The sequence below is a fragment of the Oceanisphaera pacifica genome (assembly GCF_017498065.1).
Lineage (GTDB): Bacteria > Pseudomonadota > Gammaproteobacteria > Enterobacterales > Aeromonadaceae > Oceanimonas > Oceanimonas pacifica.
The window spans coordinates 48,631-74,730 of the sequence record NZ_JAGDFX010000011.1; the positions used below are offsets into that span (position 1 = coordinate 48,631).

Genomic DNA, 26,100 nt, shown 5'->3' on the forward strand with positions numbered 1-26,100 from the left:
GCGCAGGACAGTCGTATCGCTCAATCAGGTCCAGCAGCACACCATGACATCAGTAACTTAAGGAATAGACGATGAAAAAAACAACATTAGGGCAAGGTCGCACCGGCTTTTGGAGTGGTCTCTCGCTCTGGAAAAAAATATTAGTAGGTATGGTTCTGGGGATTATTGCCGGCGCTGTAATGGGCCCAGATGCTGAGATGTTTAAGCCTATCGGTACGCTTTTTATCAATGCCATTAAGATGCTCATTGTACCACTCGTATTCTGCTCCCTCGTCGTGGGGGTCACCTCAATGCAGGATACTCGAAAAATGGGCCGTATCGGCCTCAAATCTATGCTGCTCTACCTCTGTACTACCGCAGTGGCTATTAGTATTGGTCTAGGTCTTGCGACCCTGTTTACTCCAGGTAATGGCATGAATATGACGATTACTGAGCAATTAGCAGCAGAAGAAGCTCCCTCTCTAGTGGAAACTCTATTGGCTCTCGTTCCACAAAACCCCATTGGCGCAATGGCTGCTGGTAACATACTGCAGATTATCGTTTTTGCACTCGGCTTGGGTATTGCCTTAACCTTGTGTGGTGAAAAAGCAGATCCGGCAATCAAACTATTCGAAAGCTTAGCTGAGGGTATGTATAAGCTGACTGAACTGATCATGAAGTTAGCCCCTTACGGTGTCTTTGGTCTGATGGCTTGGGTTGCAGGTAAGTATGGTCTTGAAGTATTACTGCCGCTGTTCAAGGTGATTGCACTCGTCTATATCGGCTCTTTGATCCATATCGTTGTGTTCTGCAGTGGCGTCATTAAAGTGGTGGGCCGTCTTAGCCCTATTCCTTATTTGAAAGGGCTGATCAACCCCGCCATCGTAGCCTATACCACCACCAGCAGCTCCGGCACACTACCGGCTACCATTAAGGCTGCCCGTGAAGAAATGGGCGTGTCTTCAGGCATTTCAAGCTTTGTGCTACCCCTTGGCGCCACTATTAACATGGATGGAACTGCTTTATACCAAGGTGTGTGTGCTGTGTTTATCGCTCAAGCTTTTGGGGTTGATTTAGCGGCTTCTGATTATATTTTGATCATTATGACCGCCACTTTAGGCTCCATTGGTACTGCTGGTGTGCCAGGTGCTGGCCTTATCATGCTATCGCTAGTTTTAACAACTGTGGGATTGCCGCTAGAAGGGCTCGCGATTGTTGCAGGTATCGACCGTATCTTGGATATGGCACGAACCAGCGTCAATGTTTGCGGTGACTTGATGGTTGCCGTCTTACTCGGCAAGAGCGAAAACGAATTAGACGAAACAGTTTATAATCGCACCACTACTGCCGCCAACTCCGTAAAGAATAACTAACGCTAGAAACAGCAAGGGACGGGCTATCTCCCCGTCCCTTGTTATATTGTCAGCTTTATCCCTCAAACAACCCGCCCCATTAATGGCATGCAGTGCCATTAATACGTTTAAAACTATCTAAACCCAAATACATTAAGGCAATACTCTGCTTATTACGCTGCATATGTAAGATAGCTTTATCAAACTGCCATTTCGGCATTTCCGCCATCCATGGCAGTTGGATACCCTGCGCTGAAGCCAGAGGGGGCGAGTTTACTCGCCGTGACGAGCAGAATATAAGTGGTTGATAAGGAGTGCCTAAGACGGCGCTCTATATTGGAAGGCTGAGCATTGCTAATGTCTCCCATGCTTCGCTTTAACTCGCTACGTTCGGCCGTAATTTGTAGGTAGGTGTAGTAACTGCCAGTAGCAAAAATAACAATAAAGGTAATCAGGCTATAAAGGTAACTGCAATTCATTTTTACCGGTTTACCAAGTGTATGATATCGAATAAGGCACGCTTCATACGCTTACACATTTATCGTTTTAGTTTCAGCTCCCAAGTGCCAACTAGTGAGTATACCTTATTTTATTTTATTAAGATTAGGCAAGAGCTGGATATGATTGATGCAGTTATATATCACTTTTCATCAGCAGCACAGGTACATACTTACCTTTACGCTCAAGCTCGCGGTCTTCCACAAACTCAAACCCCATGTTCTCAAAAAACGGTCGGGCAGTAATACTGGCTTCACAATACAGTTGGTTTAAACCACGAGAGGCCGCCTCCGCTCTTAAGCGCTGCATAAGGGCACGCCCTACGCCTTTACCTTGGTGATTATGATGAACGTAGAATAAATCAATGCGGCCATCTTCAGCCAGCTCAGCAAACCCAAGCAAATCTCGGCCTTGGGTGGCCACGAGCGGTTGAGTACGAATAAAGCGGCTTACCCAATGGGGAGCATCATATTCATCGGGCGCTAAAACGACGAGCTCTTCGTTACTGTAATCCGCCTGATTAATGCGGTGCACCGTATTATGAAGCAAACGCCAAATGCTACCTGCTTCACCACTGCGGATTTTTCTGATCTCCATTTTATCTCCTGCTAGCAGTTATCCGTCTCTCTATATAGCCACATTTGCCCGAAATAAAAAAGTGGCTTAGCGACAGACTTACTACTTTTGTTGCTAATTTAGCTGACTTTGCTCATATTTAGCTGATTATTCGACTATAAAGCGAAAGTCCCCCTCACAGAGCAACTTCACTTTGCAATGCAAACACCGAGTGAAAAAATCATTATGCTAAAAACGATAAGCAGGCATATGTTAAAGGCGGTAAAATAGACACGATAAGTAGATAATGAGCTTACTCTTACATGCACAGGCTATTCATATTGTTCGTTTTTTTGCACGCTTTTTGTATGTTTTAGTATGTTGGCATAAGTAAACGTTATTGCTTATTAGGAATGAGATTGATATTCCATATACAACTCTGGCTGTTGAGTCGCTGCGTCTATTCCTTCTCCCATCACCTTAAAATACTGTTGAGTATAAAAGTTAACAGCAATGTCATTTTCACAGTACACCTTAAGTGACAGTTGTTGGCGTTGCTGTTTAGCAGTATCGAGTAGCGCTTTACCAATGCCATTTTGTTGACAGTCGGGGCGCACAAACAAAGCGGCCAAATAATTATTCACTAACGCCACAAACCCTTGCACTTCGTTGTTGCGTTCACACACCCATATTTCCGCCATGGGTAAATAACGCGCGCGCATGGCTTCTTGTTGCTGCCACCAAAAAGCAGCAGGTATAAAGTCGTGTGCCTGTAAAGACGCTAACAGCCAAACATCTAAAATGGCATCTGCATCTTTAGTTGTGGCTTGTCGTATCATTTGCTTTCTCCGCCAGCTGTTTAAATGAGTGTACAGCGCTTAGCCAATTCCTTAATTGGCTTTAATATGGCTCTGTGAGCTAAGTCCTGTGTGTTGATTGAGAATGACGGCCTGATCACAAAGCCACTTTGCAGTACAATGTCTTTTTTGTGGCTCGCTATTGAGGATGCTATGTGGTTTAAGAACCTGCAGATTTATCGTTTTACTCGCCCATTTGATCTGGCTATTGAAGAGTTAGAAAAGCAATTAGAGGCACTGCCTTTTACCCCTTGTGGTAGTCAAGAACAGGCCAAATTTGGCTGGGTATCTCCCTTGGGTAAGCAGGGCCAAGCGCTGACTCATATCGCGGATGAGCAAATTTTAATTTGTGCCAAAAAAGAAGAAAAAATGCTCCCAGGCTCTGTGGTTAACGACATGGTGGCCGAAAAAGCAGAAACGCTGGAAGTGGAATATGGCCGTGCGTTAAAGAAAAAAGAAAAAGACGCCATTAAAGAAGAAATTATCGTTGATTTATTGCCCCGCGCCTTTAGCCGCTTTCAGCAGACCTTTGCTTGGATTAACCCTAAAGATGGCTTTATTGCGGTCGATGCCAGCTCAGCTAAACGTGCCGAAGACATGCTGGCATTGTTGCGCAAAAGCATAGGTTCGCTGCCAGTAGTGCCACTGGCCATGACCACGCCTCCTGAGCTAACGCTGACAGAATGGTTAAAAGACGGCGCTGCGGCCGCCGGTTTTGCTCTAGAAGACGAAGCCGAGCTGCGTTCAGCCTTAGAGCACGGGGGTATTATTCGTGCTAAGCAGCAAGATTTGTTGAGTGACGAAATTAAAGTGCATTTAGAAGCCGATAAGCTAGTCACCAAGTTGGCGCTAAACTGGGCCGAGACCATTAGCTTTATTCTGAGTGACGACATGAGCGTGAAGCGCTTGAAGTTTTCAGAAGAATTGCGTGAGCAAAACGATGATATTACCAGTGAAGACGCTGCTGCCCGCTTTGATGCCGACTTTGCCTTGGTAACGGGCGAGCTATCTCGTTTTGTGCCTGATTTAATTGCAGCATTAGGTGGGGAAGAAAATCGTTGAGTGCGAGCTAGCTTAAAGAAGGCCGTACGCCTAACGTTAAAGCAAAACACCGATTTGTTTTAACGTATCGCGTACGGCGAATATCGTACAGCCGTCTGTTCGATGGATTGCCACGTCGCTTCGCTCCTCGCAATGACAAGGTTTCGGTCATTGCGAGGTACGAAGCAATCCATTCTAAAATAAAGCGCTACGTCTAACCGAAACACCGATTTGTTTTTTACATGTCGCGTACGGCAGATATGGTACAGCCGTCTATTCGATGGATTGCCACGTCGCTTCGCTCCTCGCAATGACAAGGTTTCGGTCATTGCGAGGTACGAAGCAATCCATTCTAAAATAAAGCGCTACGTCTAACCGAAACACCGATTTGGTTTTTATGTATCGCGTACGGTAGATATGGTACAGCCGTCTATTCGATGGATTGCCACGTCGCTTCGCTCCTCGCAATGACTGCCCACGGGGAGCTATCAGTGAAGCTCCCCAGTCCCTATTCCCTATTCCCTATTCCCTATTCCCTATTCCCTAACCCTTAGGGTCTAATAAATTATAGATATCCTCATCGCTGCGATGGCGTACATCTTTGCCTTTTACGAAGTAAATAATGTACTCGCAAATATTTTGTACCCTGTCCCCTACTCGCTCTAATGAACGAGCGCACCATAATACATTGAGCACATGAGGGATAGATCGCGGATCCTCCATCATAAATGTCATGAGTTCGCGAATAATAGACTCATACTCTCGGTCTACTTTATTATCTTCTTTGTGTACTTCTATGGCGGCGGCAACGTCCATACGGGCAAAGGCATCCAGTGATGCATGCAGCATTTTTACCGTACGATGGCCCATGTTTTCCATCGATACTAACGGCGGTTGTTTTTTATTGGCGTTATCCACCACCATCATGCCAATCCGCTTGGCCACATCGCCGATACGTTCTAAATCGGTAATGGTTTTAATGATCGCCAGTACCAGTCGTAAATCTGACGCAGCCGGTTGACGCTTGGCAATAATGCGCGTGCAATCTTCGTCAATATCCACTTCTAAATAATTGACTTGTTGATCTTTTGCCACCACTGAACGTGCCAGCTCCACATCTTGGGTGTGAATAGCGGTAATAGCATCGGTCAGTTGCTGCTCGACCAAGCCTCCCATCACCAATACCTGATTGAGTACTTCTTCTAGCTCAACATTAAACTGGCCAGAAATATGCTTTTTAAGATTAAGATTGTTCATGCAATATCCTTAGCCGTAGCGTCCGGTAATGTAATCTTCGGTTTTTTTCTTCGAAGGCGTCGTAAACAAGGTATTGGTGTCGGTGTATTCAATTAAATCACCCATATACATAAAGGCGGTATGATCAGACACCCGAGCGGCTTGTTGCATATTATGCGTAACAATCACCACCGTATACTGCTCTTTTAGGGTATTAATCAGCTCTTCTATTACCAAAGTAGAAATTGGATCAAGTGCCGAGGTGGGCTCATCAAGCAATAGCACTTCTGGCTCTATGGCAATGGCACGGGCAATCACCAATCGTTGTTGCTGACCACCAGATAAGCCAAAGGCATTTTCGTGCAGGCGGTCTTTGGCTTCATCCCACAGGGCGGCACCGCGTAACGAGCGCTCTACTGCATCATCTAAACGGCGCCTGTCGTTAATGCCTTGCAAGCGTAGCCCATACACCACATTTTCATAGATACTTTTAGGGAAAGGGTTAGGTCGCTGAAAGACCATGCCCACTTGGCGACGCAGTGCTGCAACATCGACACTTTTATCGTAAATATTGTTATCGTGTAGCAATATTTGCCCATCAATACGGCAATTATCCACTAAATCGTTCATGCGGTTAATACAGCGTAATAAAGAAGATTTACCACAACCAGAGGGTCCAATAAATGCCGTTACTTGGCCCTTGGCAATCTTCATATCTACGTTGAATAACGCCTGTTTTTCACCGTAATATAAATTTAAGTCTTTAATTTGTAGCGCCGTTTGCTCAGCCGTGAGTTGCTGTGGGTCGAGTACTAATGGCTGATTTTGGCTCATGGCTACATTCATCATTTTATTACCTCAATTATGTCGTACTGGGTACGCAGACCAAGGGCAGACAATGTTTAACATCACACTTAGCACTGTCTGCCTGTCTTAATTTATTGATCTAGTAGGCGAAATTTTTCTCGTAAGTGGTTACGAATACCAATGGCGGTTAAGTTTAAGCCAACAATGACAGTCACCAACAAAAAGGAGGTGGCATATACCAGTGGTCGCGCCGCTTCTACGTTGGGGCTTTGAAAACCCACATCAAAGATATGAAAGCCTAAGTGCATAAACTTGCGCTCTACGTGTAAATAAGGAAAGTTACCGTCTACCGGTAAGTTAGGCGCCAGCTTCACCACCCCCACTAACATTAAGGGCGCCACTTCCCCTGCCGCACGGGCAATGGCCAAAATTAGCCCCGTCATAATGGCGGGGCTGGCAATGGGGAGCACAATGCGCCACAGGGTTTCCGCTTTAGTCGCTCCTAGAGCCAATGAGCCTTGGCGCACTGAGCTTGGAATACGCGATAAGCCTTCTTCGGTTGAAACAATCACCACTGGTAAGGTTAAAATCGCCAAGGTTAATGCCGACCATAAAACACCCGGCGAGCCAAAGGTGGGCGTAGGTAAAGACTCAGGATAAAACAGCTGATCGAGCGATCCCCCTACCATATACACAAAAAAGCCCAAACCAAATACGCCATATACAATGGACGGCACACCCGCCAAGTTAATCACGGCAATGCGGATGATTTTAGTGAGATTATTTTTCCCCGCATACTCATGTAAGTAAATGGCGGCCACCACCCCCAAAGGGGTGACAATAATGGCCATTAAAATAACCATAAACACGGTACCAAAGATGGCAGGAAACACGCCGCCTTCTGTATTCGCCTCACGGGGTTCGCCACTCACAAACTTACCAATTTGTGAAAACCAATGCCCAACCTTGGCAATTCCACCCATGTCGTTGGGCCAAGTAGCATCTAGCACATTACCCAGCGATAACGTCACCTGCTCACCGCGCATATCGCGCACCACCACATTGTCGCGCCTAGCTTGCTCTCTTAGGCTAAACAAACGCTTTTCTAGTGCCTGATAATCTGCGCGCAATTGCTGCTCTTGGTCACGAATATCGGCAATGGCTGTCTCAGTCGCTTCGCCTGCTAGCTCTAAGCTGCGTTGTTTAAGGCGTAACTTTTCAAGCTTAAAGTTAATGGTGCCAATATCGCCTTTTTGTAGCGATTTCATCTCGCTATTAAGCTCACGCACTCGGCTTAATCGCGTTTGTAGCTGTTTGCGTAAATCTCCCTCTACTAGGGTATCGCCTTGGCGTACTTGCTCAACATAGCCGTAAAAGTTGCCATGATTGGTGCGCTCTAATACCACTAAATCTGCGGGCTGTTGGCGCTCTACAATATTAGTTTCTAATAACCAGCGAAAATCGAGCGGCACAAACTCACGGTTACCGGTTTTAATTAAATATCGAGTTAAGGTCTCGGCGGTAACGCCCTCAAGTGTTAGCCCTGCCCCACGCAATTGCGCCACGGGGACTTGCTCGCGATCATGTATTTCGCCAATCACAGTGTATTGCTCGCCCGTAGGCGCACTCACCTGCCATTCATAAATGCTGTGGGGCCAAAAAAAGGTCAGCCCACGCCAGCCAATTAATAGCAGCAAACCTAATACCGCCACTAAACTTACGCTAACGGCACCGCCTGTCATCCAGATCCAAGGCGCGCCAGATTTAAACCATTTACTCATGGGTGATGCCTCTACATTGAACTGTATTTATCACGCAGTCGCTGGCGAACAAACTCGGCAACCGTGTTAAACATGAAGGTGAAAATAAACAACACAAAGGCTGCCAGAAATAACACTCGATAATGCGAGCTGTTCACTTCTGCCTCTGGCATTTCTACCGCTATATTGGCGGCTAAGGTGCGCATACCGCTAAAGATGCTCAGATCCATCACCGGCGTATTACCGGTGGCCATCAGCACTATCATGGTCTCGCCTACTGCGCGGCCAAGCCCCATCATTACCGCCGAAAAAATACCTGGGCTTGCGGTAAGCATCACCACTCTGGTTAAGGTTTGCCAAGGCGTAGCCCCTAACGCTAGTGAACCATTGGTTAAGTGGCGTGGCACCGAAAACACCGCATCTTCGGCAATCGAGAAAATGGTGGGGATCACCGCAAAGCCCATGGCAATACCCACTACCAGAGAGTTGCGCTGATCAAAGCCAATACCCAGTTCATTGGTTAAAAAGCCGCGCGCGTCCCCATCAAATAGTACCGTTTCAACCCAAGGGCTGAGGGCAAAGGATAACCAACCCACCACAACCACCACCGGCACTAATACAATACTCTGCCAACCTTGCGGCACGCTATTAATCAGCTTTTTAGGTAAGTGTTGCCAAATAAATGCCACTAGCAATACCGATACCGGTAGCATTACCAGCAAGATCACCATGCCCGGCAAATGACTTTCAATTAATGGGGCCAACCATAAGCCGGCCAAAAAGCCCAGAATAACGGTGGGTAGCGCTTCCATAATTTCAACGGTTGGTTTAACCACTTTACGCAGCCCTGGCGACATAAAATAAGCCGTATAAACAGCGCCGGCAATGGCGATGGGCACCGCAAATAATAAAGCGTAAAAAGCGGCTTTAAGGGTACCAAATGAAATGGGAATCAAACTTAGCTTAGACTCAAAATCACTACTGCCCGAAGTGGACTGCCATACATATTGTGGTTCGGGGTAGCCCTCGTACCACACCTTGGTCCACAGCGCTTTCATGGTTACTTCTGGGTGTTCGTTTTCAACATGAAAACTGGCTATCTGATGATCTTTTTCTAGCAGCAACATAGAGTTGCGTGGCGAAATCGCTAACGCCGAGATGTCCCCTTTGGCAAGAGGAGCTGAAAATAAACGCTTACCGCCGGTGGCATGAAAAATATCAAGGTCGCCATTGGCTGAAGTGGTAATAAAGCCTTTGCGATTCACTTCGGCCGTGACTTGCTCAACGGCACTATTAGCTGCAAAATCGCGAATAAAGGTAAACTCACGGGTGCCATTTTTTGCGACTTCAAACCACTGCGAGATGGTGCCGTCGTCATTACTCACCAATAGCGAGTTGCCCCCCGACAATAAACTCAACTGGCTAATATTGGCTCCGGGTGCATTCATAGTCAGTACGCTGCGCAGTACCAAGTTATTGATATTGCGTACATCAAACACAGATACTTCATTACCGCTGCGAGCAAATAAAAAGCGTAAGTTAGGCGTCAGTAATAGTTGATCCACCTTGGCAGGCAAACCCGTGATTTCAGCCTGAGTTGAGCTAAAAGTGACTTCCCCAGTCATAAAGTTTTCTTTGCCAGAAAAACGAGTGAGTACCCCTTTACCGGCATCGGTAATGGCTGCCACTAATAAGTCATTATCGCGGCTAGCAATACTTAGCTGAGTTAAGGATCGCCCTTGCTCGTCTACCACTAAGGGCGCTTCACCAAAGGGGAACACCACTTCGGGTTGTATCAGTCGCTGATTATCGGGGTAACTCACATTAAAGCGCGGCGATAATACTTTGATTGCGCCCCCTGCCACACCGTACGCCACCATTTTTTGGCTTGCGCTGTGGGCAAAGCTGCTAATTGTTTCATTTAACGAAAACTCAGAAACCAGCTCGCCCTGCTTAGGCAAGGAATAAAAGTGCACACCGCCTTGGTCATTAAAGCGATAAACCAGTTCGTTTTGCTCTTCTACGCCTAATAACACCGCTTTGCCTAACGCGGCATCGTTACTCACCTGTAAGCTAAACTCAGTACCAGGTGTAACACGCGCACTATCAAAAATGGGTTTAACCACATAGAGCAAGTAAAAAAAGATCAGCAACAAGGCCACTAGCACCAAAATACCACCAGCTGTTACGCCGTATTTTGCTAGTCGGTCTGTAAGCCAACGCTTGCGACTGCCCGATAAGGCATCAATTTGCTTAGTCGCTTGTGTGTGGGTTGACATGAGGCCACCTCAATAAGTATCCAGTGTTAGCATTGTAAGACCCCGAGATGACAACTTTGTGACAAGGCTAAATAAAGCCGCCAAAGCTAACGCTATACGTTTTACGCTGTACGTTTTACGCTAAAACACATACCGCCCCCCGTAGTCTTACCGGACTTGCTTTGGTATCTCGCTGTTATGTTTAAGCCTCAAAGACTAAGCGAGATCCTGAAACGAGTTCAGGATGACGGCACATACAGCGCCGAGCACAAAGCGCCCGGCGCCCAGCTTAATGACAAACACCGGTTTGTTTTTACATAAAGCGGACGGCGTATGGCTTACAGCGATGTTTATCGGGAACAAACAAAAAAGCCCCGAGTGTGGGGCTCGGGGCTTAGGGTTATTTTTATTGGTACTTGCTTATTTTAAGCCTAGCTTTTTCAGGTCGGCGTTAATCACACCAGCAGGTACCGGAACATAGCCATCTTGATCAACAATGTCTTGTCCTTGTTTAGAAAGCATCAGCTTAATAAATTCCGCTTCCATGGGGCCTAATGGCTTATTAGGGTGCTTATTCACATACACATACAAAAAGCGCGATAAGGGGTAATCACCTGTGGTCGCATTATCGGCGTTTGCCGCCACATAGTCCGTTGAGCCTGCGCCAGCCAAGGGCACAGCTCGCACACTCGAGGTGCTATAGCCTAAACCAGAGTAGCCAATGGCATTGAGTGAAGAAGACACAGACTGCACCACTGAGGCAGAGCCTGGCTGCTCATTCACATTGTTTTTAAAGTCGCCTTTACACAGGGCTTGATCTTTAAAGTAGCCATAGGTGCCTGATACCGAGTTGCGGCCATATAACTGAATATCGCGTTTGCTCCAGTCGCCATCTAAACCGGTTTGCCCCCACTGGGTAATTTGCTCGGCACTGCCACAGCCTAAGGTACTAGAGAAAATGGCATCAACTTGATCAAGGCTTAAGCCTTCAATGGGGTTATCTTTATGGACAAACACCGCTAAGGCATCAATGGCCACTCGCACTGGTGTCGGCTTATAGCCATAACGCTTTTCAAAGGCTTCTATTTCGTTGCTCTTCATTCCTCGGCTCATAGGGCCAAACTGTGCCGTACCTTCCGTAAGAGCGGCAGGAGCCGTGGAAGAGCCCGCCGCTTGAATTTGAATGTTCACATTCGGGTAGTGATGCGTAAAGGCCTCTCCCCACAGGGTAGCCATGTTAGCCAGGGTGTCGGAGCCAACAGAAGATAAGTTACCAGAAATGCCGCTTACTTTTTCATAATCAGATAAGGCGGTGTTATTGGCCAAGACTGAACCTGAGGCTAAAGCTGCCGTTAAACCAAGCGCTGTCACTAGGTTATTCAATTTCATGCTGTTCTCCATCTGGGTTAGATTCCTTAAGACGACGCTAGTATCGCTGAGTTACATGACAATGATGTGAAAAGACCATGACAAACTAATGAAAAACGAAAAGAGATAGTCGCTTACTTAGCCATCTTAGGTGCGCTAATCAACCTATGTGCCGGCAAAATAAAGCTAAAGCAACTGCCCTGACCGAGCTTACTGCTAATATCTAATTGCGCCCCGTGGTGAGCCAAGGCATGTTTTACTATGGCCAAACCTAGCCCTGAGCCACCGGTTTGACGGCTGCGAGCTTTATCAACACGGTAAAAACGCTCGGTTAAGCGAGCTAAGTGTTTAGGTGAAATTCCCTCCCCGGTATCCGTTACAGAAAAGTAAGCACCTTTATCAAGGCAGCGCCACTCCACGGTAATGGCGCTACCATCAGCAGTATGGCGAATCGCGTTATATACCAAGTTAGACACCACACTACGCAGCTGATCTTCACAGCCTTGCACTTTAAGCTGAGTATCCACCTCAAAATGCAGCAAATGCTGCCTGTCACCACTTAAGGCCTGGGCTTCTTGCTCAAGCATCGTAAGGATACTTGGCATATCAACCGCCTGATGAACGTCTTCGGTGCCGGCAGCTTCAATGCGAGTCAAGGTCATCAACTGTTGTACTAAGGCTTCCATACGCAAAGTTTGCTCTAACATGACTGTTTGCGTTTTTTGCCACATGGCCGGCTCTGGCGTGTCTTCTAATAACTCTAAATAGCCTTTTAATACCGTAAGGGGAGTGCGTAGTTCATGAGACACATTGGCAACAAAGGTTTTACGCACTTGCTCTAGGCCGCGCAGGCGTGTGACATCGCGCACCACTAGCAGTAACTGATCTTCTATGTAATGCATCACTCGACATTCAAGCAGGGTTTGTTCGCACTGGGGGGCGGGGAGCTCAAGGGGCTCTAAAAAATCGCCTTGTTCCATATAAGCAATAAATAAGGGGGTGCGGATCAGGTTACCAATATGTTGGCCTGCATCATCGGGCCAACGAAAACCTAATAACTGTTGCGCCAGTTTATTACACCAAATAATACTGCCGTCGTGGCGGATCACTACGGCGGCATCAGGCAAGGCTTCGGCACCTTGGCGAAAACGCTTAATTAAGCGCGCCAACTCACGGCGCCGAGCACGCTGGCGTTGTTGTTGGCGGTATAGGCCATTAAAAATAGACTCCCAACTGCCCTTACCATGAGGGGGTATTAAGCTTCGCTCTCGCCATAACCACACTTTAAGTTTATGTTGAAAGCGGTAATGCCAGAGTAAATGCAGCACAGTGGCACATAATAACCCCAATGAAATGTTGGTTATAACTAAGCCCAATACCAAAAAGCAGCTATAAAAAAGGGCTAAACGCCACCATAAACCACGGCGAGATTCATGTAATTGCATCGTTAAACCTAGGGTTAAAAACGAGTAGAAAAGCGATATCCTGCCCCACGCACCGTTTGAATAAATAAATGATGTTCGGTCGCAGAAATCGCCTTACGCAAGCGCCGAATATGTACATCAACCGTTCTATCTTCTACATAAACATTGGTCCCCCACACATTGTTTAATAGCTGCTCGCGGCTATAAACACGCTCAGGGTGACTCATAAAAAAGTGTAATAATCTAAATTCGGTCGGCCCAAGCTCAAGCGTCTGTTCATTAGCCGTCACTCTATGAGTAACGGGGTCTAATTTAAGACCTTGTATTTCTATTGCGTCATCTGCAGCCGTGGGCGCTACCCGGCGCAATACCGCATTCAGCCGAGATGTCAGCTCTTTAACGGAAAAGGGCTTAGTAATGTAATCATCTGCGCCGACATCTAGGCCGGTAATTTTATCTTCTTCTTCGGCACGGGCGGTAAGCATAATGACTGGTATTTGTCGGGTTAGCTCATTTTGCTTTAATTGTTTAATAAATTGAATACCGCTGCCGCCAGGTAACATCCAGTCTAATAAAATCAGTTCGGGGTAAGGCTCTTGTAGCATATCTACAGCTTGCTGATAATCCGCTGCAGGGACTGGACTAAAGCCTTTTTGCTCTAGCATTAAACACACCATGTCGCGAATGGCAGTTTCATCTTCTACTACCAGAATTTTCCGTGTCATTTCACTATCCTTATAGCCGACCTTATGTATGACCATTATTAGCAATTAATGTGACACTTTTATGAATTGGTGTCATTTGATGTTTATGATCCCCCTTGGGGAGCCGTCAGCTTTAAGACAAAAAAAGAGCTGGATTGCCGCGCTGCGCTCGCAAAGGCGAACAAAGAGCACTGTACGCTTTTGTTTTCGCTTAGCTCTTAACTGACAGCTGAAAGCTGACAGCTAGCCGTATGCTGTAAGACAAACAAAGAGCTGGATTGCCGCGCTGTGCTCGCAAAGACGAACAAAGAGCACTGTACGCTTTACATTACATAAAAAAACGGCGCCAAGATGACTCTTGGCGCCGCTTTTGTTTTCGCTTAGCTCTTAACTGACAGCTTAAAGCTGACAGCTCGCCGTAAGGCGTTAGGCATTACCTTTTACTTTCATCTTTAAATCTGCGGCAAAGTTCAGCATCCGCTCTAGGGGGATCATGGCCTTAATGCGCGTGGCTTCATCCACCTGAATTTCGTGGGTTTGGCCGCCAGTTAATAGTGCATCCCGGATCGCCTCTAGGCCATTCATGCCCATCCAAGGGCAGTTGGCACAGCTGCGGCAGGTGCCGCCGTTACCACCGGTGGGTGCTGCCACCATTTCTTTATCGGGGCAAGCTTGCTGCATTTTATAAAAAATGCCTTGGTCGGTGGCCACAATCAGCTTTTTCTGGGGCAAGGTTTGCGCCGCTTTAATTAGCTGACTGGTTGAGCCAACCGCATCCGCCAGTGCGATAACAGCAGCAGGCGATTCAGGGTGAACTAATACCGCCGCATCGGGGTTTTGCGCTTTTAGCTCGGTAAGTGCTTTCGCTCTAAACTCATCGTGCACAATGCACGCCGCTTGCCAGCGCAGCATTTCAGTTCCGGTTTCTTTTTCAATGTAAGCGCCTAGGTGACGATCGGGGGCCCAAATAATTTTGTGGCCTTCACTGTCGAGGTGCTCCACTATTTCTAGCGCAATGCTCGAAGTAACCACCCAATCGGCGCGAGCTTTTACCGCAGCCGAGGTATTGGCATACACCACTACGGTATGATCGGGGTGATTATCACAAAACTTAGTAAACTCATCAGCCGGGCAGCCTAAGTCGAGTGAACACTCGGCTTCTAAAGTAGGCATGAGTACGGTTTTTTCGGGGCTGAGTATTTTTGAGGTTTCGCCCATAAAGCGCACCCCAGCCACTATCAGAGTTTTGGCATCATGTTCTTTACCAAAACGAGCCATTTCTAGCGAGTCTGATACACAGCCGCCGGTTTCTTCTGCCAACGCCTGAATAATAGGATCGGTATAATAGTGCGCCACTAGCACGGCATTGCGTGCCTTTAATAGTGCTTTAATTTCGGCTTTTAACTCCCGCTGCTGATCAACCGTCAGCGCAGCCGGCTTGGCGGGAAAGGGGTAATCAAATTCGTAAATATCAACAGCTTCAGTCATAACTTGTTCCAGTGTCCGTCCGGATTACGTCAAGGGCGGGTATTATAGCGCGACCAGCGAAGTAACCCAAATCTAGTAAAACAAAGCCGGAAGCGTTCAAATACAAGAGACAAAAACGCAAAAATCCGCAGTGCGGCTTGGGGGATAAAAATAATGTAAATAAAATAGCGAGGTGCAACAAAATGAGGATGGTGGGGCATGCGGGATTCGAACCTGCGACCAATTGATTAAAAGTCAACTGCTCTACCAACTGAGCTAATGCCCCGATAAATCGGTATTGCTAACCGCCCTTAGGCAATTATTACTAAATATGGTGGGTGATACTGGGCTCGAACCAGTGACCCCTTCCTTGTAAGGGAAGTGCTCTCCCAGCTGAGCTAATCACCCTGGGACTTGCTTAACACGCTTGTGCTACTAAGTAGCAAAAACTGGTGGGGCATGCGGGATTCGAACCTGCGACCAATTGATTAAAAGTCAACTGCTCTACCAACTGAGCTAATGCCCCGATAAATCGGTATTGCTAACCGCCCTTAGGCAGTTATTACTAAATCTGGTGGGTGATACTGGGCTCGAACCAGTGACCCCTTCCTTGTAAGGGAAGTGCTCTCCCAGCTGAGCTAATCACCCTGGGACTTGCTTAACATGCTTATGCTACTAAGTAGCAAAAACTGGTGGGGCATGCGGGATTCGAACCTGCGACCAATTGATTAAAAGTCAACTGCTCTACCAACTGAGCTAATGCCCCGATAAATCGGTATTGCTAACCGCCCTTAGGCAGTTATTACTAAATCTGGTGGGTGATACTGGGCTCGAACCAGTGACCCCTTCCTTGTAAGGGAAGTGCTCTCCCAGCTGAGCTAATCACCCTGGGACTTGCTTAACATGCTTATGCTACTAAGTAGCAAAAACTGGTGGGGCATGCGGGATTCGAACCTGCGACCAATTGATTAAAAGTCAACTGCTCTACCAACTGAGCTAATGCCCCGATAAATCGGTATTGCTAACCGCCCTTAGGCAATTATTACTAAATATGGTGGGTGATACTGGGCTCGAACCAGTGACCCCTTCCTTGTAAGGGAAGTGCTCTCCCAGCTGAGCTAATCACCCTGGGATTTTACTGTTACCGTTTAAGTCTTAGCACTAAACCATAACCTTTATAATTTGGTGGGTGATACTGGGCTCGAACCAGTGACCCCTTCCTTGTAAGGGAAGTGCTCTCCCAGCTGAGCTAATCACCCTGGGTATTCTTATTGCCATTTTAACAGCAGTAAGTGGTGGGGCATGCGGGATTCGAACCTGCGACCAATTGATTAAAAGTCAACTGCTCTACCAACTGAGCTAATGCCCCAAATTTTCTTAATACGCCCGCAGATTTACTCTCTTAAAGCTCCCCTGCCAACGGCGGCCTATAATACGGATTTAATTTCTCTGTGCAACTGCTAAATCAACATTTTATTCCGCTTGCTTAAAGAACGAGCACTCAAGACCATCAACAGAGATAATAAACGCGATTTATAACTCAGCTAGGCTTTTTTTAGCCAAAGTGGCGGCAGCTGAATTCGCGTACTCACTGATCACTTGTTCAAAGCGCTGTTGAGCTTGGCCGTTATCATTTTGTTGTTGGGCAATTAACCCAAGTTTTAGCAGTGAGTCGGGCCGCTTATTGGATTTAGGGTAGGCACTAACTACACGAGAAAACTGTGACTTAGCTTGATCAAACCGTTGTTGCGAAAATAATAATTGCCCTAACCAGTAATGCGAATTAGGTACATAGCTTGATTTGGGATACTGGGTAATAAAGCGGGCAAAGGCAGGAATTGCAGCATCGTAGTCTTTGGCTTGTAGTACTAAGTTAACTGCATTGTCATAAGCCGCTTGTTCATCACCGTGAGCAGTGAGTGAGCCGCCAGCCTCGCCTGCACTGGCTTGCTGACGCTCTGAGCGTTGCTCATTATTGCTGTTAGACTCAGAAGCTTGGCTTGTGGAAGTTTTTTTTTGTGGCTTATCTGGTATCTCTTGCAGCTTAAGCAACACTTCACGTTGGCGATTAATGACTTGATCTAGACGATGGTTTTGCTCTTCTAACATGCCACGCAATTCACTTACTTCGCGTTGTAATGCGCTAAATTGACGTTGCTGAGCAATTTGTATCTGGTTTTTAGCGTTGAAGGCCCGTTCCAACTCAGCCAGACGATCATTCACAGAGCCGCTGCTACCTACATTACTCACTGGCGCTTGTGCCAAGCAAGCCGTAGATAAAACAGCGGCCATTACAATGGCCGCTAATCTATAGGTCATAAATCAATGTAAACCTTAATAAACAAGAACCGCACGACGGTTCTTAGAAAACGCAGATTCGGTATGCGAGGCATCCACTGGCTTTTCTTCGCCATAGCTCACTATGGCCAGCTGAGCCCCACTCACACCTAAACTCTGCAAGTAACTGGTTACCGCCTTAGCACGACGCTCACCTAAGGCAATATTATATTCAGGGGTACCACGCTCATCGGCGTGCCCTTCAATTAAAATACTCACTGACGGGTTAGAACGCAAGAAATTGGCGTGCGCTTCTAACACTTGAGCATAATGACCACTCACTTCGTCTTGGTCAAATTCAAAGTAAATCACATTTTCACGGCGCAAAGCTTCATACTGCTCACGCATTTGCTCTTCGGCAGATGGAACACCGCCATTTTGAATACCACCGGTTTGCACGCCACCTTCTTGGTAACTGCCATCGGTAACGCTACCCGTCATGGTTTCAGAATCACTGGTAGAGCTACAGGCTGCCAAGGTTAACATAGGGAGCGCAATAGCCAGACTTTGCAATAACTTTTTCATTTGCATAATGTGTATTTCCTCTCGTTTAGTATTAAATTAATTAAGGTACGGTGACCATGCTGGTGCACGAACATCACCCTTTCGTACCGGAAGTCTAGCTTTAAAACGCCCATCCATAGACACCAAAGATAGCACTTGGCGGCCTTGATAAGTGGTACTGTAAATAATCATAGTGCCATTAGGTGCCGGACTTGGTGACTCATCTAACTGTGTTTTAGTTAACACTTGTAGCTGGCCTCCGTCTAAGTCTTGGCGGGCAATACGATATTGACCTTGAGTGCGATTAACCAACACCATGCTATCCCCACCATGGGTAATACGTGGCCCTAAATTAGTATCCCCTTGAAACGTCACTCGGCGCGTTTCGCCTGAATTAAGATCCGCCTTATATACCTGTGGCCGCCCGCCGCGTTCAGACACAAAATAAAGTGTTTTGCCATCAACGGACCAAGTCGGCTCTGTGTCTATACTGCGGTTATTGGTAATACGCCTTAATTGCTTATTGGCTAAGGTCAGCACATACACTTCTGGCTGACCGTCTCGCGATAATACAAGTGCCAATTGCTTACCATCTGGCGACCATTGCGGTGCCCCATTTATGCCTTTTTGTGAACTCACCACTTGGCGTTGCTGGCTATAAATATCTTGCACTATAATTTCGGCTTTTTTATTCTCAAACGACACATAAGCCAGCTTGCGGCCATCGGGTGACCAAGCCGGTGACATTAAAGGCTCGCGAGAGCGCAGCAATAACTGCTCATTAAAACCATCGTAGTCGGCAATCATTAACCGATAAGGAAACTGTGCACCATGTTGTACATTCACATAAGCAATACGGGTTAAAAAGGCACCTTTAATGCCAGTTAGCTTTTCAAAAGCAATATCTGCCATACGATGCGCATATTGACGAAGTTGCGCCGCGGGTACGGTGGCGCTACGACTTTCTAGTAACTCAGCACCGTTTTTACCTAGTACATCCGCCAATTCAAAATGAATGCGATATTGATCACCGGCTGCAGGCTCAATAGAGCCCACTAGCACGGCTTCTACTTGATGCGATCGCCATTGGCTGGCAACCAAGTCATCGGCCCGAGAGACCTGTTGTGGTAAGCGGTTGCGCTCTAACGGGCGAAAAATACCACTGTTGCGAAAATCATTGCTAATCACCTCAGCCAGATCTTTAGGTGCTTCGCCGCTGCCCGTCCATTGAAATGGCACGACAGCCACCGGGCGCGCACTATCGGTACCGCCGATAATTTCAATTTCAAAGGCCGCTTTTACAGGTGTTGTTAACAACAACATTGGCAGCCATAACCCTATCCATCGTTTTATCATTACTATAGCTCCGGTATCAGCGTTAGATTTGAGTTTTGTAGTTCTTTAATTAATGCAGGATCTTTAGGCATAGGCAAGGGGCTGGCTTTATTAATTGCCACCAAGGCTGAGCGACACACAGCACTGTCACCACTGATCACACTCGATTTAAGCACTAAGCCATCTTCTGCCAAACGCACATTAATTTTGCATTGTTTACCTAGCATGGGGCTGCTAACGGACCAGTTTCGCCTAACTTTCGCTTGAATGGCATTAACAGCCTGATCAATCTCACCCTGTGAAGGCGGCTTAGGGGCACTGCTATTACCCAAGTCATCGCCCATTAAACTTTCCAGATCTGCCAAAGCTTTGTCACTGGCGGCTTTCTTGGCCTCAGCCGCTTTCTTGGCCTCAGCCACTTTCTTGGCCTCAGCCGCTTTCTTGGCCTCAGCCGCTTTCTTAGCCTCAGCCGCTTTCTTGGCCTCAGCCACTTTCTTGGCCTCAGCCACTTTCTTGGCCTCAGCCGCTTTCTTGGCCTCAGCCGCTTTCTTAGCCTCAGCCGCTTTCTTAGCCTCAGCCGCTTTCTTGGCCTCAGCCGCTTTCTTAGCCTCAGCCGCTTTCTTGGCCTCAGCCGCTTTCTTAGCCTCAGCCGCTTTTTTAGCCTCAGCCGCTTTTTTAGCCTCAGCCGCTTTTTTAGCCTCAGCCGCTTTCTTGACTTCTGCCGCTTTTTTAGCCTCAGCGGCTTTCTTCGCTTCGGCGGCCTTTTTAGCGGCTTCTGCTTGGCGTTGTTCTATCACCTGCTCTCGCTCGGCTTGGGCTTTAGCTTGTTCAGCTGCTAGCGTTGCTTGCTGTTCAGCAAGGCGAGCCGCTTCTGCTGCTTGCTCTTGTTCAATGGCATCTTGCTCTGCCTTTACTTGGGCTTCACGCTCTGCTTCAGCCTGTGCCTGCTCTTGGGCGGTGTCTTGTGCTTGCTTGGCGCGCATCTCTTCTAAACGCTTAGCTTGCTGAGCCACCATGCCATCATCAATCATGGTGGCTTCAATAATAGACACCGACTGTGTGGGTCGTTTAGGTGCCTTAACATCGATGCCAATTAACAACACAGCCCCCACCAGCAAATGCAGCGCCAGTGAGATAATCACCGCTTTTTTGATACCGCTTTGCTTTGTCATCACAAGGCTACGACTCCGCCGGTTGTGTCATTAATCCTACGCTGGGTACGCCGGCTGCCTTTAGCGTAGCCATCAGCTGAATAATCACGTCGTAACGCACACTGGCATCCCCTTTAACCACCACAGGCGCGTTAGGAGTAATCTTTAACTGTGCCATCACCATGTCTGATAATGCGAGTAAATCGACCGCCTCGTTCAGATTATCGCCTATATCCAAAAAGTAGTTTCCGTTTGCATCCACAGAGGCGACTAAGGGGGGGTCACTGTCTTCTGGCATCATTTCGGCTTCGGCCTGGGGTAGATCGACATTTACCCCTTGGGTGATCACGGGTGCCGTGGCCATAAAAATAATCAACAGCACCAACATGACATCAATATAGGGCACCACGTTGATTTCGGCCACGCTTTTACGACGACGACGCTGATAACGCTGCATTATGGTTTACCTGCCGCCACTTGGCGGTTAAGAATGGCTGAAAATTCATCCATAAAGTTCGCTAAATTATTTTCTTGGCGCTCTACTTGATAACCAAAGCGGTTATAGGCAATCACCGCAGGAATAGCCGCAAACAAGCCCAAAGCGGTTGCAATTAATGCCTCGGCAATACCGGGGGCGACCATAGATAAAGTCGCTTGTTTCACTTCTGCCAGAGCAATAAAGGCATTCATAATGCCCCAAACCGTACCAAACAAACCAATATAAGGACTAATAGAGCCAATGGTCGCCAACATAGACAAGTTGGTTTCTAAGCGATCCACCTCACGAGACAAAGCCACTCGCATAGTACGGTAGGTCCCTTCTAGTAAGCTTTCTTGGCTGCGGCCTTGTTTTTGCAAACGCACAAACTCTTTAAAGCCGGAGTAAAATACTTGCTCCATGCCCGCAAGATTATCGCGACGCGCATTGCTCTCGTGATATAGGCGACTTAAGTCGGCACCAGACCAAAACTTATCTTCAAATGCTTCTGAAGCGCGCTGTGCCGAAACCAATACTTTGCGACGATTAATGATCATCGCCCACGACAAAATAGACATGGCCATTAATAGCAACATCACAAATTTCACCAGTAAACTGGCTTGTAAGAAAAGACCTAAAAATGATATGTCAGCATGCACCTGATATTACTCCCATTAGCGGCTTAGGAATGGCAAAGGGTTTCATTTTTTCTATTTGAACGCAGGCAATCAGTACACTTGCTCGCGCTAATACATGGCCTGCTTCATCTAACACCTCTTGTTCAAACACCATAGAGGCACGTTTTAACTGTGTCACCTTAACGGTCACGGTCAATAACGCATTAAAGCGGCCTGGCTTTTGCAGATCAAGTTCAACCTTACGCACCACAAATGCCACGCCTTCAGCTAACAGGGTATCTTGTTCAACCCCTAAGCTTCGTAGCCATTCGGTGCGGGCTCTTTCCATGTATTTCAAATAATTAGCGTTATAAACAATACCACCGGCATCGGTATCTTCGTAGTAAATGCGCACCGGCCAGTTAAAGACTGTATTAGACATAATTCAATTAGCCATAAGGGGCCACAAAGGTGCGCTTACTATACCTCAGGCAAATTTAGGAAAGAAGACAATGACTCACAGCGACGACAATTCTCGGCTAATCAGCTATCAGCTATCAGCTATCAGCTATCAGCGAATCAAATTCGCAAAAAAAGGCAGTGCCAAGCATTAAGCTTAAAAACTACACCAGAGATTTTGGCATGGTGCATTAATGCAGCCGCTGTGAGTTATGTAGATACTCTGTTGGACGTCAAGGCTTTGCACTATATGGTTATGCGCCCTTATTTCGTCTTTGCGAGCGTAGCGCGGCAATCCATTTCAAAGGAAAGCGCTACATCTAACGCTGACCGCGTTACGTTAAAGAAAAACTGCGGTTTTGTTTTTTCGTCAGGCGCTCAGCGTAAAGCGTACGGCTGCTTGTTAGATGGATTGCCGCGTCGTTGCACTCCTCGCAATGACCAAAGGGTGGCTCTGGCTTTTCGTAGGGGCGAATTTATTCGCACAAAAGGGCAACGCCGAGTGCCCGGCGCTGTGTTTTCTTTAACTGACAGCTTACGGCTGAAAGCTGATAGCTGACGACTGTCTTTAAGTGAGTCGCCCTTCGGGCTGTTCGAAGCCGAAGTGGAGATAGGCGCGAGGGGTGGCCATGCGCCCGCGGGGGGTGCGTTGTAAAAAGCCTTGTTGAATCAAATAAGGTTCAATCACATCTTCAATGGTTTCTTTCTCTTCACCAATGGCGGCGGCTAAGTTATCAAGCCCTACAGGGCCGCCCATAAACTTATCGAGTAATGCCATCAGCAACTTACGATCCATGTAATCGAAGCCTTGCTTATCCACATCCAGCATATCGAGCGCTTGGCTGGCAATATCAGCATTAATCTCGCCGCTGCCTTTTACTTCGGCAAAATCTCGCACTCGGCGTAATAACCGATTAGCAATACGTGGGGTGCCACGGGCACGACGTGCCATTTCATAAGCACCGTCTTCGTCAATCATCAAACCTAGCTTTTCAGCACTGCGGCTAATAATGTGTGCTAAGTCTGATACTTGGTAAAATTCCAAGCGCTGTACTATCCCAAAGCGATCTCTAAGTGGTGAAGTTAACGATCCTGCGCGCGTGGTGGCCCCCACCAAGGTAAAAGGCGGCAGTTCTAACTTAATAGAACGTGCGGCAGGCCCTTCGCCAATCATAATATCCAGCTGATAGTCTTCCATGGCCGGATATAGAATTTCTTCTACTACTGGGCTAAGGCGGTGTATTTCATCAATAAACAATACATCACCCGACTCTAAATTAGTCAACATGGCCGCCAAGTCACCGGCTTTTTCTAACACTGGCCCCGAGGTAGTCTTAATGCTGACTCCCATCTCAAAAGCCACAATGTTAGCCAGCGTGGTTTTTCCTAAACCTGGTGGACCAAAGATCAATAAATGATCGAGTGCTTCTTCACGACGGCGCGCCGCTTCAATAAAAATCTCCATTTGCCCACGTACATGATCTTGGCCACGATACTCCGCCAGCGCTTTAGGGCGAATGGCGCGATCGATCACCTCTTCTGCTTGTTGAGGCTCAGGATTAATAAAACGGTCCGCTTCTATCATTTATTACACCATGCTTTTAAGTGCTTCACGGATCAACTGCTCTGCATCTAATCCGGGCTTGGCCGACTTTTTAATCATTTGCTCGGCCTGATTGGCTTTATAGCCCAAGGCTTGCAAGGCCGCAACGGCTTCGCTTTTCGCACCATCTATTTGGCCAGCATTGGCGACGGCATCGGGCACCGGATTAAAGAGATCGTAACCGCCAAAGTTTTTCAAGCGATCGCGCATTTCAATAATCAAACGCTCGGCGGTTTTTTTACCCACGCCTGGCAGTTTCACCAGCGCAGTAACATCCCCTTGATCCACATTATAGATAAACTGCTCGGCGGTCATGCCCGACAAAATACCCAGCGCCAGCTTAGGGCCCACACCGTTAGTTTTAATAAGTTCACGAAACAGTGCACGCTCGGTTTTAGTATTAAAGCCAAATAATAGTTGAGCGTCTTCGCGCACCACAAAGTGGGTCAGCACGGTTACCGTCTCTCCCACATTAGGCAGTTCATAAAAACAACTCATCGGCAGGGTCACTTCATACCCTACTCCATTAATATCTACTAAAATCTCAGGCGCCTGCTTTTCGCTGATCACCCCTTTCAACCGACCAATCACGGCACGTCTCCCTAAAATGCAATGCCTCAAGAATAATAGAACACTGGATGAATATCCAGTAAATACAGCTATCAGCTATCAGCTATCAGCTATCAGCTAAAGATAACCCCCACGGCTTTACATTCAAAGATTGCCGCGTCGCTGCGCTCCTCGCAATGACAAAAGGGTGGTCATTGCGAGCGTAGCGCGGCAACCCATTTTTTAGGCCTGTACAGGACCAACACTAGATTGCCGCGTCGTTACGCTCCTCGCAATGACGAACAGGTTTGGCCCTTGATTTTCTGACAGCTGATAGCTTACCGCTGACAGCTGGGTTTTACCGCATTCTCCCGCGTACTGTGCTTTTTACTTGGCCGGCCATGCTAATTAAACTTTGGTAAGTGTGGCCGTGGCACAAGGCGACGGCTAAGCCATCGGCGGCGTCTTCTTGGGGCGTGCCGGGTAAATTAAGCATTCGCACTACCATGTGCTGCACTTGTGATTTTTGTGCGCCGCCCTGCCCTACTACCGCTTGTTTAATTTGGCGCGCCGAATACTCAGCCACTTCGAGCCCTGCATTCGCAGCAGCCACAATAGCAGCGCCGCGGGCTTGGCCAAGTTTAAGAGCAGAGTCGGGATTTTTAGCCATAAAGACTTGTTCTATGGCAAATAAGTCGGGCTGAAACTGTAAAATAATTTCGCTTACGCCGTCGTAAATTTTTTTAAGGCGCGGAGCAAGATCAGAGTCTGTCATGCGTATGCAGCCCGATCCTAAGTAGGTCATTTTATTACCGGTTTGGCGAACCACACCATAACCAGTAATACGAGAGCCGGGGTCTATCCCCAATATAATGGCCATGGATAATAGCGGTAAGCTATAAGCGGTCAGCTAAAAGCCAGAACGAGAAGTGAATAGCTAAAAACTAGAGGTTGTCTAGCTTTTAGCTTCCAGCTTTGTTTTAGGCTTCTGGCTTCAAGCTTAACGCTTACAGCAACTCTGCCAATTCGTCGGAAATATCGGCGTTGTGATACACCTCTTGCACATCGTCTGCTTCTTCTAGCATATCGATAAGCTTCATAAACTTAGGCGCTGTGTCTTCATCCAATGGGGCATTGGTTGAGGGGATCATGGTTACTTCGGCATTGACCGATTCAAGACCAGCAGCATCAAGCGCATCTTTCACCGCGCCAAATTCTTCCCACTGGGTGTACACATCAATGGCCCCATCGTCGTGTACTTCTACATCGTCGGCACCTGCCTCTAGGGCTGCATCCATTACCATCTCTTCATCTAGGCCTTGGTAGCTGATTACCCCTTTTTTCTCAAACAGGTAAGCCACTGAGCCGTCGGTTCCGAGGTTGCCGCCGTTTTTCGCAAATGCATGGCGTACTTCAGCCACAGTACGGTTACGGTTGTCGGTCATGCACTCCACCATAATCGCCGTGCCTGCAGGGCCATAGCCTTCATAAATAACGGTTTCTAGTGCCGCACCATCTTGTTCACCCGCGCCGCGCTTAATGGCACGATCAACGGTGTCGCGGGTCATGTTATTTGATAAGGCTTTATCTACTGCCGCACGCAAACGTGGGTTGCTGTCTGCATCTGATCCCCCTTCGCGGGCAGCTGTGGTTAGCTCGCGGATAAGTTTAGTGAAGATCTTACCGCGCTTAGCATCTTGAGCGGCTTTGCGGTGTTTGATATTGGACCATTTACTATGACCTGCCATCAGTATTGTCTCC

24 protein-coding genes and 10 tRNA genes are annotated in these 26,100 nt (G+C 47.4%); 2 read left to right on the forward strand and 32 right to left on the reverse strand.

The window, feature by feature from the left end:
• Positions 1–71 precede the first annotated feature (71 nt).
• Entirely contained in the window at positions 72–1,352 is a 1,281-nt protein-coding gene (locus J3U76_RS10240; RefSeq protein WP_208005878.1) for a dicarboxylate/amino acid:cation symporter, read from the forward strand.
• Positions 1,353–1,531: 179 nt separating this feature from the next.
• Here the strand turns inward: J3U76_RS10240 and J3U76_RS10245 are convergent, their stop codons facing one another.
• The 3 genes from J3U76_RS10245 to J3U76_RS10255 form a co-directional block, all read right to left on the reverse strand.
• A complete protein-coding gene (locus tag J3U76_RS10245) occupies positions 1,532–1,810 on the reverse strand; it encodes a hypothetical protein (protein ID WP_208005879.1) in 279 nt (92 codons plus the stop codon).
• 154 nt (positions 1,811–1,964) lie between these two features.
• Complete coding sequence (locus J3U76_RS10250) at positions 1,965–2,426, reverse strand: GNAT family N-acetyltransferase (RefSeq protein WP_208005880.1); 462 nt, start codon at positions 2,424–2,426, stop codon at positions 1,965–1,967.
• 365 nt (positions 2,427–2,791) lie between these two features.
• Positions 2,792–3,223, reverse strand: coding sequence for an N-acetyltransferase (locus J3U76_RS10255; RefSeq protein ID WP_208005881.1), 432 nt, complete (start codon positions 3,221–3,223; stop codon positions 2,792–2,794).
• 171 nt (positions 3,224–3,394) lie between these two features.
• Between J3U76_RS10255 and rdgC the strand changes: the two genes are divergently transcribed.
• A complete protein-coding gene (rdgC, locus tag J3U76_RS10260; RefSeq protein ID WP_208005882.1) occupies positions 3,395–4,303 on the forward strand; it encodes a recombination-associated protein RdgC in 909 nt (302 codons plus the stop codon).
• A 522-nt stretch (positions 4,304–4,825) separates the two neighbouring features.
• On the opposite strand, the gene phoU is transcribed toward rdgC, so the two are convergent.
• From phoU to J3U76_RS10405, 29 genes are all read right to left on the reverse strand, one after another.
• On the reverse strand, positions 4,826–5,539 hold the full coding sequence (gene phoU, locus J3U76_RS10265; protein WP_208005883.1) for a phosphate signaling complex protein PhoU: 714 nt from the start codon (positions 5,537–5,539) through the stop codon (positions 4,826–4,828).
• Between the two features lie 9 nt (positions 5,540–5,548).
• On the reverse strand, positions 5,549–6,367 hold the full coding sequence (pstB, locus tag J3U76_RS10270) for a phosphate ABC transporter ATP-binding protein PstB (protein ID WP_341534336.1): 819 nt from the start codon (positions 6,365–6,367) through the stop codon (positions 5,549–5,551).
• 89 nt (positions 6,368–6,456) lie between these two features.
• A complete protein-coding gene (gene pstA, locus J3U76_RS10275; RefSeq protein WP_208005884.1) occupies positions 6,457–8,106 on the reverse strand; it encodes a phosphate ABC transporter permease PstA in 1,650 nt (549 codons plus the stop codon).
• Between the two features lie 11 nt (positions 8,107–8,117).
• Complete coding sequence (locus J3U76_RS10280; RefSeq protein ID WP_208005885.1) at positions 8,118–10,364, reverse strand: ABC transporter permease subunit; 2,247 nt, start codon at positions 10,362–10,364, stop codon at positions 8,118–8,120.
• 399 nt (positions 10,365–10,763) lie between these two features.
• Positions 10,764–11,732, reverse strand: coding sequence for a PstS family phosphate ABC transporter substrate-binding protein (locus J3U76_RS10285; RefSeq protein ID WP_208005886.1), 969 nt, complete (start codon positions 11,730–11,732; stop codon positions 10,764–10,766).
• A 113-nt stretch (positions 11,733–11,845) separates the two neighbouring features.
• Positions 11,846–13,156, reverse strand: a complete 1,311-nt coding sequence (gene phoR / locus J3U76_RS10290; RefSeq protein WP_208005887.1) for a phosphate regulon sensor histidine kinase PhoR — start codon at positions 13,154–13,156, stop codon at positions 11,846–11,848.
• 14 nt (positions 13,157–13,170) lie between these two features.
• Positions 13,171–13,860, reverse strand: a complete 690-nt coding sequence (gene phoB, locus J3U76_RS10295) for a phosphate regulon transcriptional regulator PhoB (RefSeq protein ID WP_208005888.1) — start codon at positions 13,858–13,860, stop codon at positions 13,171–13,173.
• Between the two features lie 405 nt (positions 13,861–14,265).
• The gene (gene nadA, locus J3U76_RS10300; protein WP_208005889.1) at positions 14,266–15,327 is read right to left on the reverse strand and encodes a quinolinate synthase NadA; all 1,062 of its coding nucleotides are present in this window, start codon (positions 15,325–15,327) and stop codon (positions 14,266–14,268) included.
• A 189-nt stretch (positions 15,328–15,516) separates the two neighbouring features.
• Positions 15,517–15,592: transfer RNA gene (locus J3U76_RS10305), tRNA-Lys, on the reverse strand.
• Between the two features lie 46 nt (positions 15,593–15,638).
• A tRNA-Val gene (locus J3U76_RS10310) sits at positions 15,639–15,714 on the reverse strand.
• A 42-nt stretch (positions 15,715–15,756) separates the two neighbouring features.
• A tRNA-Lys gene (locus J3U76_RS10315) sits at positions 15,757–15,832 on the reverse strand.
• A 46-nt stretch (positions 15,833–15,878) separates the two neighbouring features.
• Positions 15,879–15,954: transfer RNA gene (locus tag J3U76_RS10320), tRNA-Val, on the reverse strand.
• A 42-nt stretch (positions 15,955–15,996) separates the two neighbouring features.
• Positions 15,997–16,072, reverse strand: a tRNA-Lys gene (locus tag J3U76_RS10325).
• Between the two features lie 46 nt (positions 16,073–16,118).
• Positions 16,119–16,194, reverse strand: a tRNA-Val gene (locus J3U76_RS10330).
• A 42-nt stretch (positions 16,195–16,236) separates the two neighbouring features.
• Positions 16,237–16,312, reverse strand: a tRNA-Lys gene (locus J3U76_RS10335).
• A gap of 46 nt (positions 16,313–16,358) precedes the next feature.
• Positions 16,359–16,434: transfer RNA gene (locus J3U76_RS10340), tRNA-Val, on the reverse strand.
• Between the two features lie 55 nt (positions 16,435–16,489).
• Positions 16,490–16,565: transfer RNA gene (locus J3U76_RS10345), tRNA-Val, on the reverse strand.
• A 34-nt stretch (positions 16,566–16,599) separates the two neighbouring features.
• Positions 16,600–16,675: transfer RNA gene (locus tag J3U76_RS10350), tRNA-Lys, on the reverse strand.
• A 164-nt stretch (positions 16,676–16,839) separates the two neighbouring features.
• Entirely contained in the window at positions 16,840–17,625 is a 786-nt protein-coding gene (gene ybgF, locus J3U76_RS10355) for a tol-pal system protein YbgF (protein ID WP_208005890.1), read from the reverse strand.
• A 15-nt stretch (positions 17,626–17,640) separates the two neighbouring features.
• Positions 17,641–18,174, reverse strand: coding sequence for a peptidoglycan-associated lipoprotein Pal (gene pal / locus J3U76_RS10360; RefSeq protein ID WP_208005891.1), 534 nt, complete (start codon positions 18,172–18,174; stop codon positions 17,641–17,643).
• A gap of 30 nt (positions 18,175–18,204) precedes the next feature.
• On the reverse strand, positions 18,205–19,503 hold the full coding sequence (gene tolB / locus J3U76_RS10365) for a Tol-Pal system beta propeller repeat protein TolB (RefSeq protein ID WP_208005892.1): 1,299 nt from the start codon (positions 19,501–19,503) through the stop codon (positions 18,205–18,207).
• A 2-nt stretch (positions 19,504–19,505) separates the two neighbouring features.
• Complete coding sequence (gene tolA, locus J3U76_RS10370; RefSeq protein ID WP_208005950.1) at positions 19,506–20,654, reverse strand: cell envelope integrity protein TolA; 1,149 nt, start codon at positions 20,652–20,654, stop codon at positions 19,506–19,508.
• A gap of 7 nt (positions 20,655–20,661) precedes the next feature.
• The gene (gene tolR, locus J3U76_RS10375; protein WP_208005893.1) at positions 20,662–21,090 is read right to left on the reverse strand and encodes a protein TolR; all 429 of its coding nucleotides are present in this window, start codon (positions 21,088–21,090) and stop codon (positions 20,662–20,664) included.
• Positions 21,090–21,770: a protein TolQ gene (tolQ, locus tag J3U76_RS10380; protein WP_208005894.1), complete on the reverse strand. Its 681-nt coding sequence runs from the start codon at positions 21,768–21,770 to the stop codon at positions 21,090–21,092. The genes tolR and tolQ overlap by 1 nt, the downstream gene beginning before the upstream one ends.
• Complete coding sequence (ybgC, locus tag J3U76_RS10385; RefSeq protein ID WP_208005895.1) at positions 21,760–22,170, reverse strand: tol-pal system-associated acyl-CoA thioesterase; 411 nt, start codon at positions 22,168–22,170, stop codon at positions 21,760–21,762. Before ybgC ends, tolQ begins: the two co-directional genes overlap by 11 nt.
• Positions 22,171–22,755: 585 nt before the next feature.
• The gene (ruvB, locus tag J3U76_RS10390) at positions 22,756–23,772 is read right to left on the reverse strand and encodes a Holliday junction branch migration DNA helicase RuvB (protein ID WP_208005896.1); all 1,017 of its coding nucleotides are present in this window, start codon (positions 23,770–23,772) and stop codon (positions 22,756–22,758) included.
• Between the two features lie 3 nt (positions 23,773–23,775).
• Positions 23,776–24,381 (reverse strand): Holliday junction branch migration protein RuvA, encoded by a 606-nt coding sequence (ruvA, locus tag J3U76_RS10395; RefSeq protein WP_208005897.1) that lies wholly within the window; start codon positions 24,379–24,381, stop codon positions 23,776–23,778.
• Positions 24,382–24,697: 316 nt separating this feature from the next.
• Positions 24,698–25,219, reverse strand: a complete 522-nt coding sequence (gene ruvC / locus J3U76_RS10400) for a crossover junction endodeoxyribonuclease RuvC (protein ID WP_208005898.1) — start codon at positions 25,217–25,219, stop codon at positions 24,698–24,700.
• A gap of 127 nt (positions 25,220–25,346) precedes the next feature.
• The gene (locus J3U76_RS10405) at positions 25,347–26,087 is read right to left on the reverse strand and encodes a YebC/PmpR family DNA-binding transcriptional regulator (RefSeq protein WP_208005899.1); all 741 of its coding nucleotides are present in this window, start codon (positions 26,085–26,087) and stop codon (positions 25,347–25,349) included.
• Between the last annotated feature and the right edge of the window lie 13 nt (positions 26,088–26,100).

What these genes read in the sequence shown, in the direction of transcription:
- ruvB (WP_208005896.1), bottom strand. Translation starts at nt 23,772, where the DNA reads ATGATAGAAGCGGACCGTTTTATTAATCCTGAGCCTCAACAAGCAGAA.
- phoU (WP_208005883.1), bottom strand. Translation starts at nt 5,539, where the DNA reads ATGAACAATCTTAATCTTAAAAAGCATATTTCTGGCCAGTTTAATGTT.
- pal (WP_208005891.1), bottom strand. Translation starts at nt 18,174, where the DNA reads ATGCAAATGAAAAAGTTATTGCAAAGTCTGGCTATTGCGCTCCCTATG.
- J3U76_RS10285 (WP_208005886.1), bottom strand. Translation starts at nt 11,732, where the DNA reads ATGAAATTGAATAACCTAGTGACAGCGCTTGGTTTAACGGCAGCTTTA.
- J3U76_RS10240 (WP_208005878.1), top strand. Translation starts at nt 72, where the DNA reads ATGAAAAAAACAACATTAGGGCAAGGTCGCACCGGCTTTTGGAGTGGT.
- J3U76_RS10255 (WP_208005881.1), bottom strand. Translation starts at nt 3,223, where the DNA reads ATGATACGACAAGCCACAACTAAAGATGCAGATGCCATTTTAGATGTT.
- pstB (WP_341534336.1), bottom strand. Translation starts at nt 6,367, where the DNA reads ATGATGAATGTAGCCATGAGCCAAAATCAGCCATTAGTACTCGACCCA.
- J3U76_RS10280 (WP_208005885.1), bottom strand. Translation starts at nt 10,364, where the DNA reads ATGTCAACCCACACACAAGCGACTAAGCAAATTGATGCCTTATCGGGC.
- pstA (WP_208005884.1), bottom strand. Translation starts at nt 8,106, where the DNA reads ATGAGTAAATGGTTTAAATCTGGCGCGCCTTGGATCTGGATGACAGGC.
- tolR (WP_208005893.1), bottom strand. Translation starts at nt 21,090, where the DNA reads ATGCAGCGTTATCAGCGTCGTCGTCGTAAAAGCGTGGCCGAAATCAAC.
- J3U76_RS10245 (WP_208005879.1), bottom strand. Translation starts at nt 1,810, where the DNA reads ATGAATTGCAGTTACCTTTATAGCCTGATTACCTTTATTGTTATTTTT.
- phoB (WP_208005888.1), bottom strand. Translation starts at nt 13,860, where the DNA reads ATGACACGGAAAATTCTGGTAGTAGAAGATGAAACTGCCATTCGCGAC.
- tolB (WP_208005892.1), bottom strand. Translation starts at nt 19,503, where the DNA reads ATGATAAAACGATGGATAGGGTTATGGCTGCCAATGTTGTTGTTAACA.
- nadA (WP_208005889.1), bottom strand. Translation starts at nt 15,327, where the DNA reads ATGACTGAAGCTGTTGATATTTACGAATTTGATTACCCCTTTCCCGCC.
- J3U76_RS10405 (WP_208005899.1), bottom strand. Translation starts at nt 26,087, where the DNA reads ATGGCAGGTCATAGTAAATGGTCCAATATCAAACACCGCAAAGCCGCT.
- J3U76_RS10250 (WP_208005880.1), bottom strand. Translation starts at nt 2,426, where the DNA reads ATGGAGATCAGAAAAATCCGCAGTGGTGAAGCAGGTAGCATTTGGCGT.
- ruvC (WP_208005898.1), bottom strand. Translation starts at nt 25,219, where the DNA reads ATGGCCATTATATTGGGGATAGACCCCGGCTCTCGTATTACTGGTTAT.
- ybgF (WP_208005890.1), bottom strand. Translation starts at nt 17,625, where the DNA reads ATGACCTATAGATTAGCGGCCATTGTAATGGCCGCTGTTTTATCTACG.
- ybgC (WP_208005895.1), bottom strand. Translation starts at nt 22,170, where the DNA reads ATGTCTAATACAGTCTTTAACTGGCCGGTGCGCATTTACTACGAAGAT.
- rdgC (WP_208005882.1), top strand. Translation starts at nt 3,395, where the DNA reads ATGTGGTTTAAGAACCTGCAGATTTATCGTTTTACTCGCCCATTTGAT.
- phoR (WP_208005887.1), bottom strand. Translation starts at nt 13,156, where the DNA reads ATGCAATTACATGAATCTCGCCGTGGTTTATGGTGGCGTTTAGCCCTT.
- tolA (WP_208005950.1), bottom strand. Translation starts at nt 20,654, where the DNA reads ATGACAAAGCAAAGCGGTATCAAAAAAGCGGTGATTATCTCACTGGCG.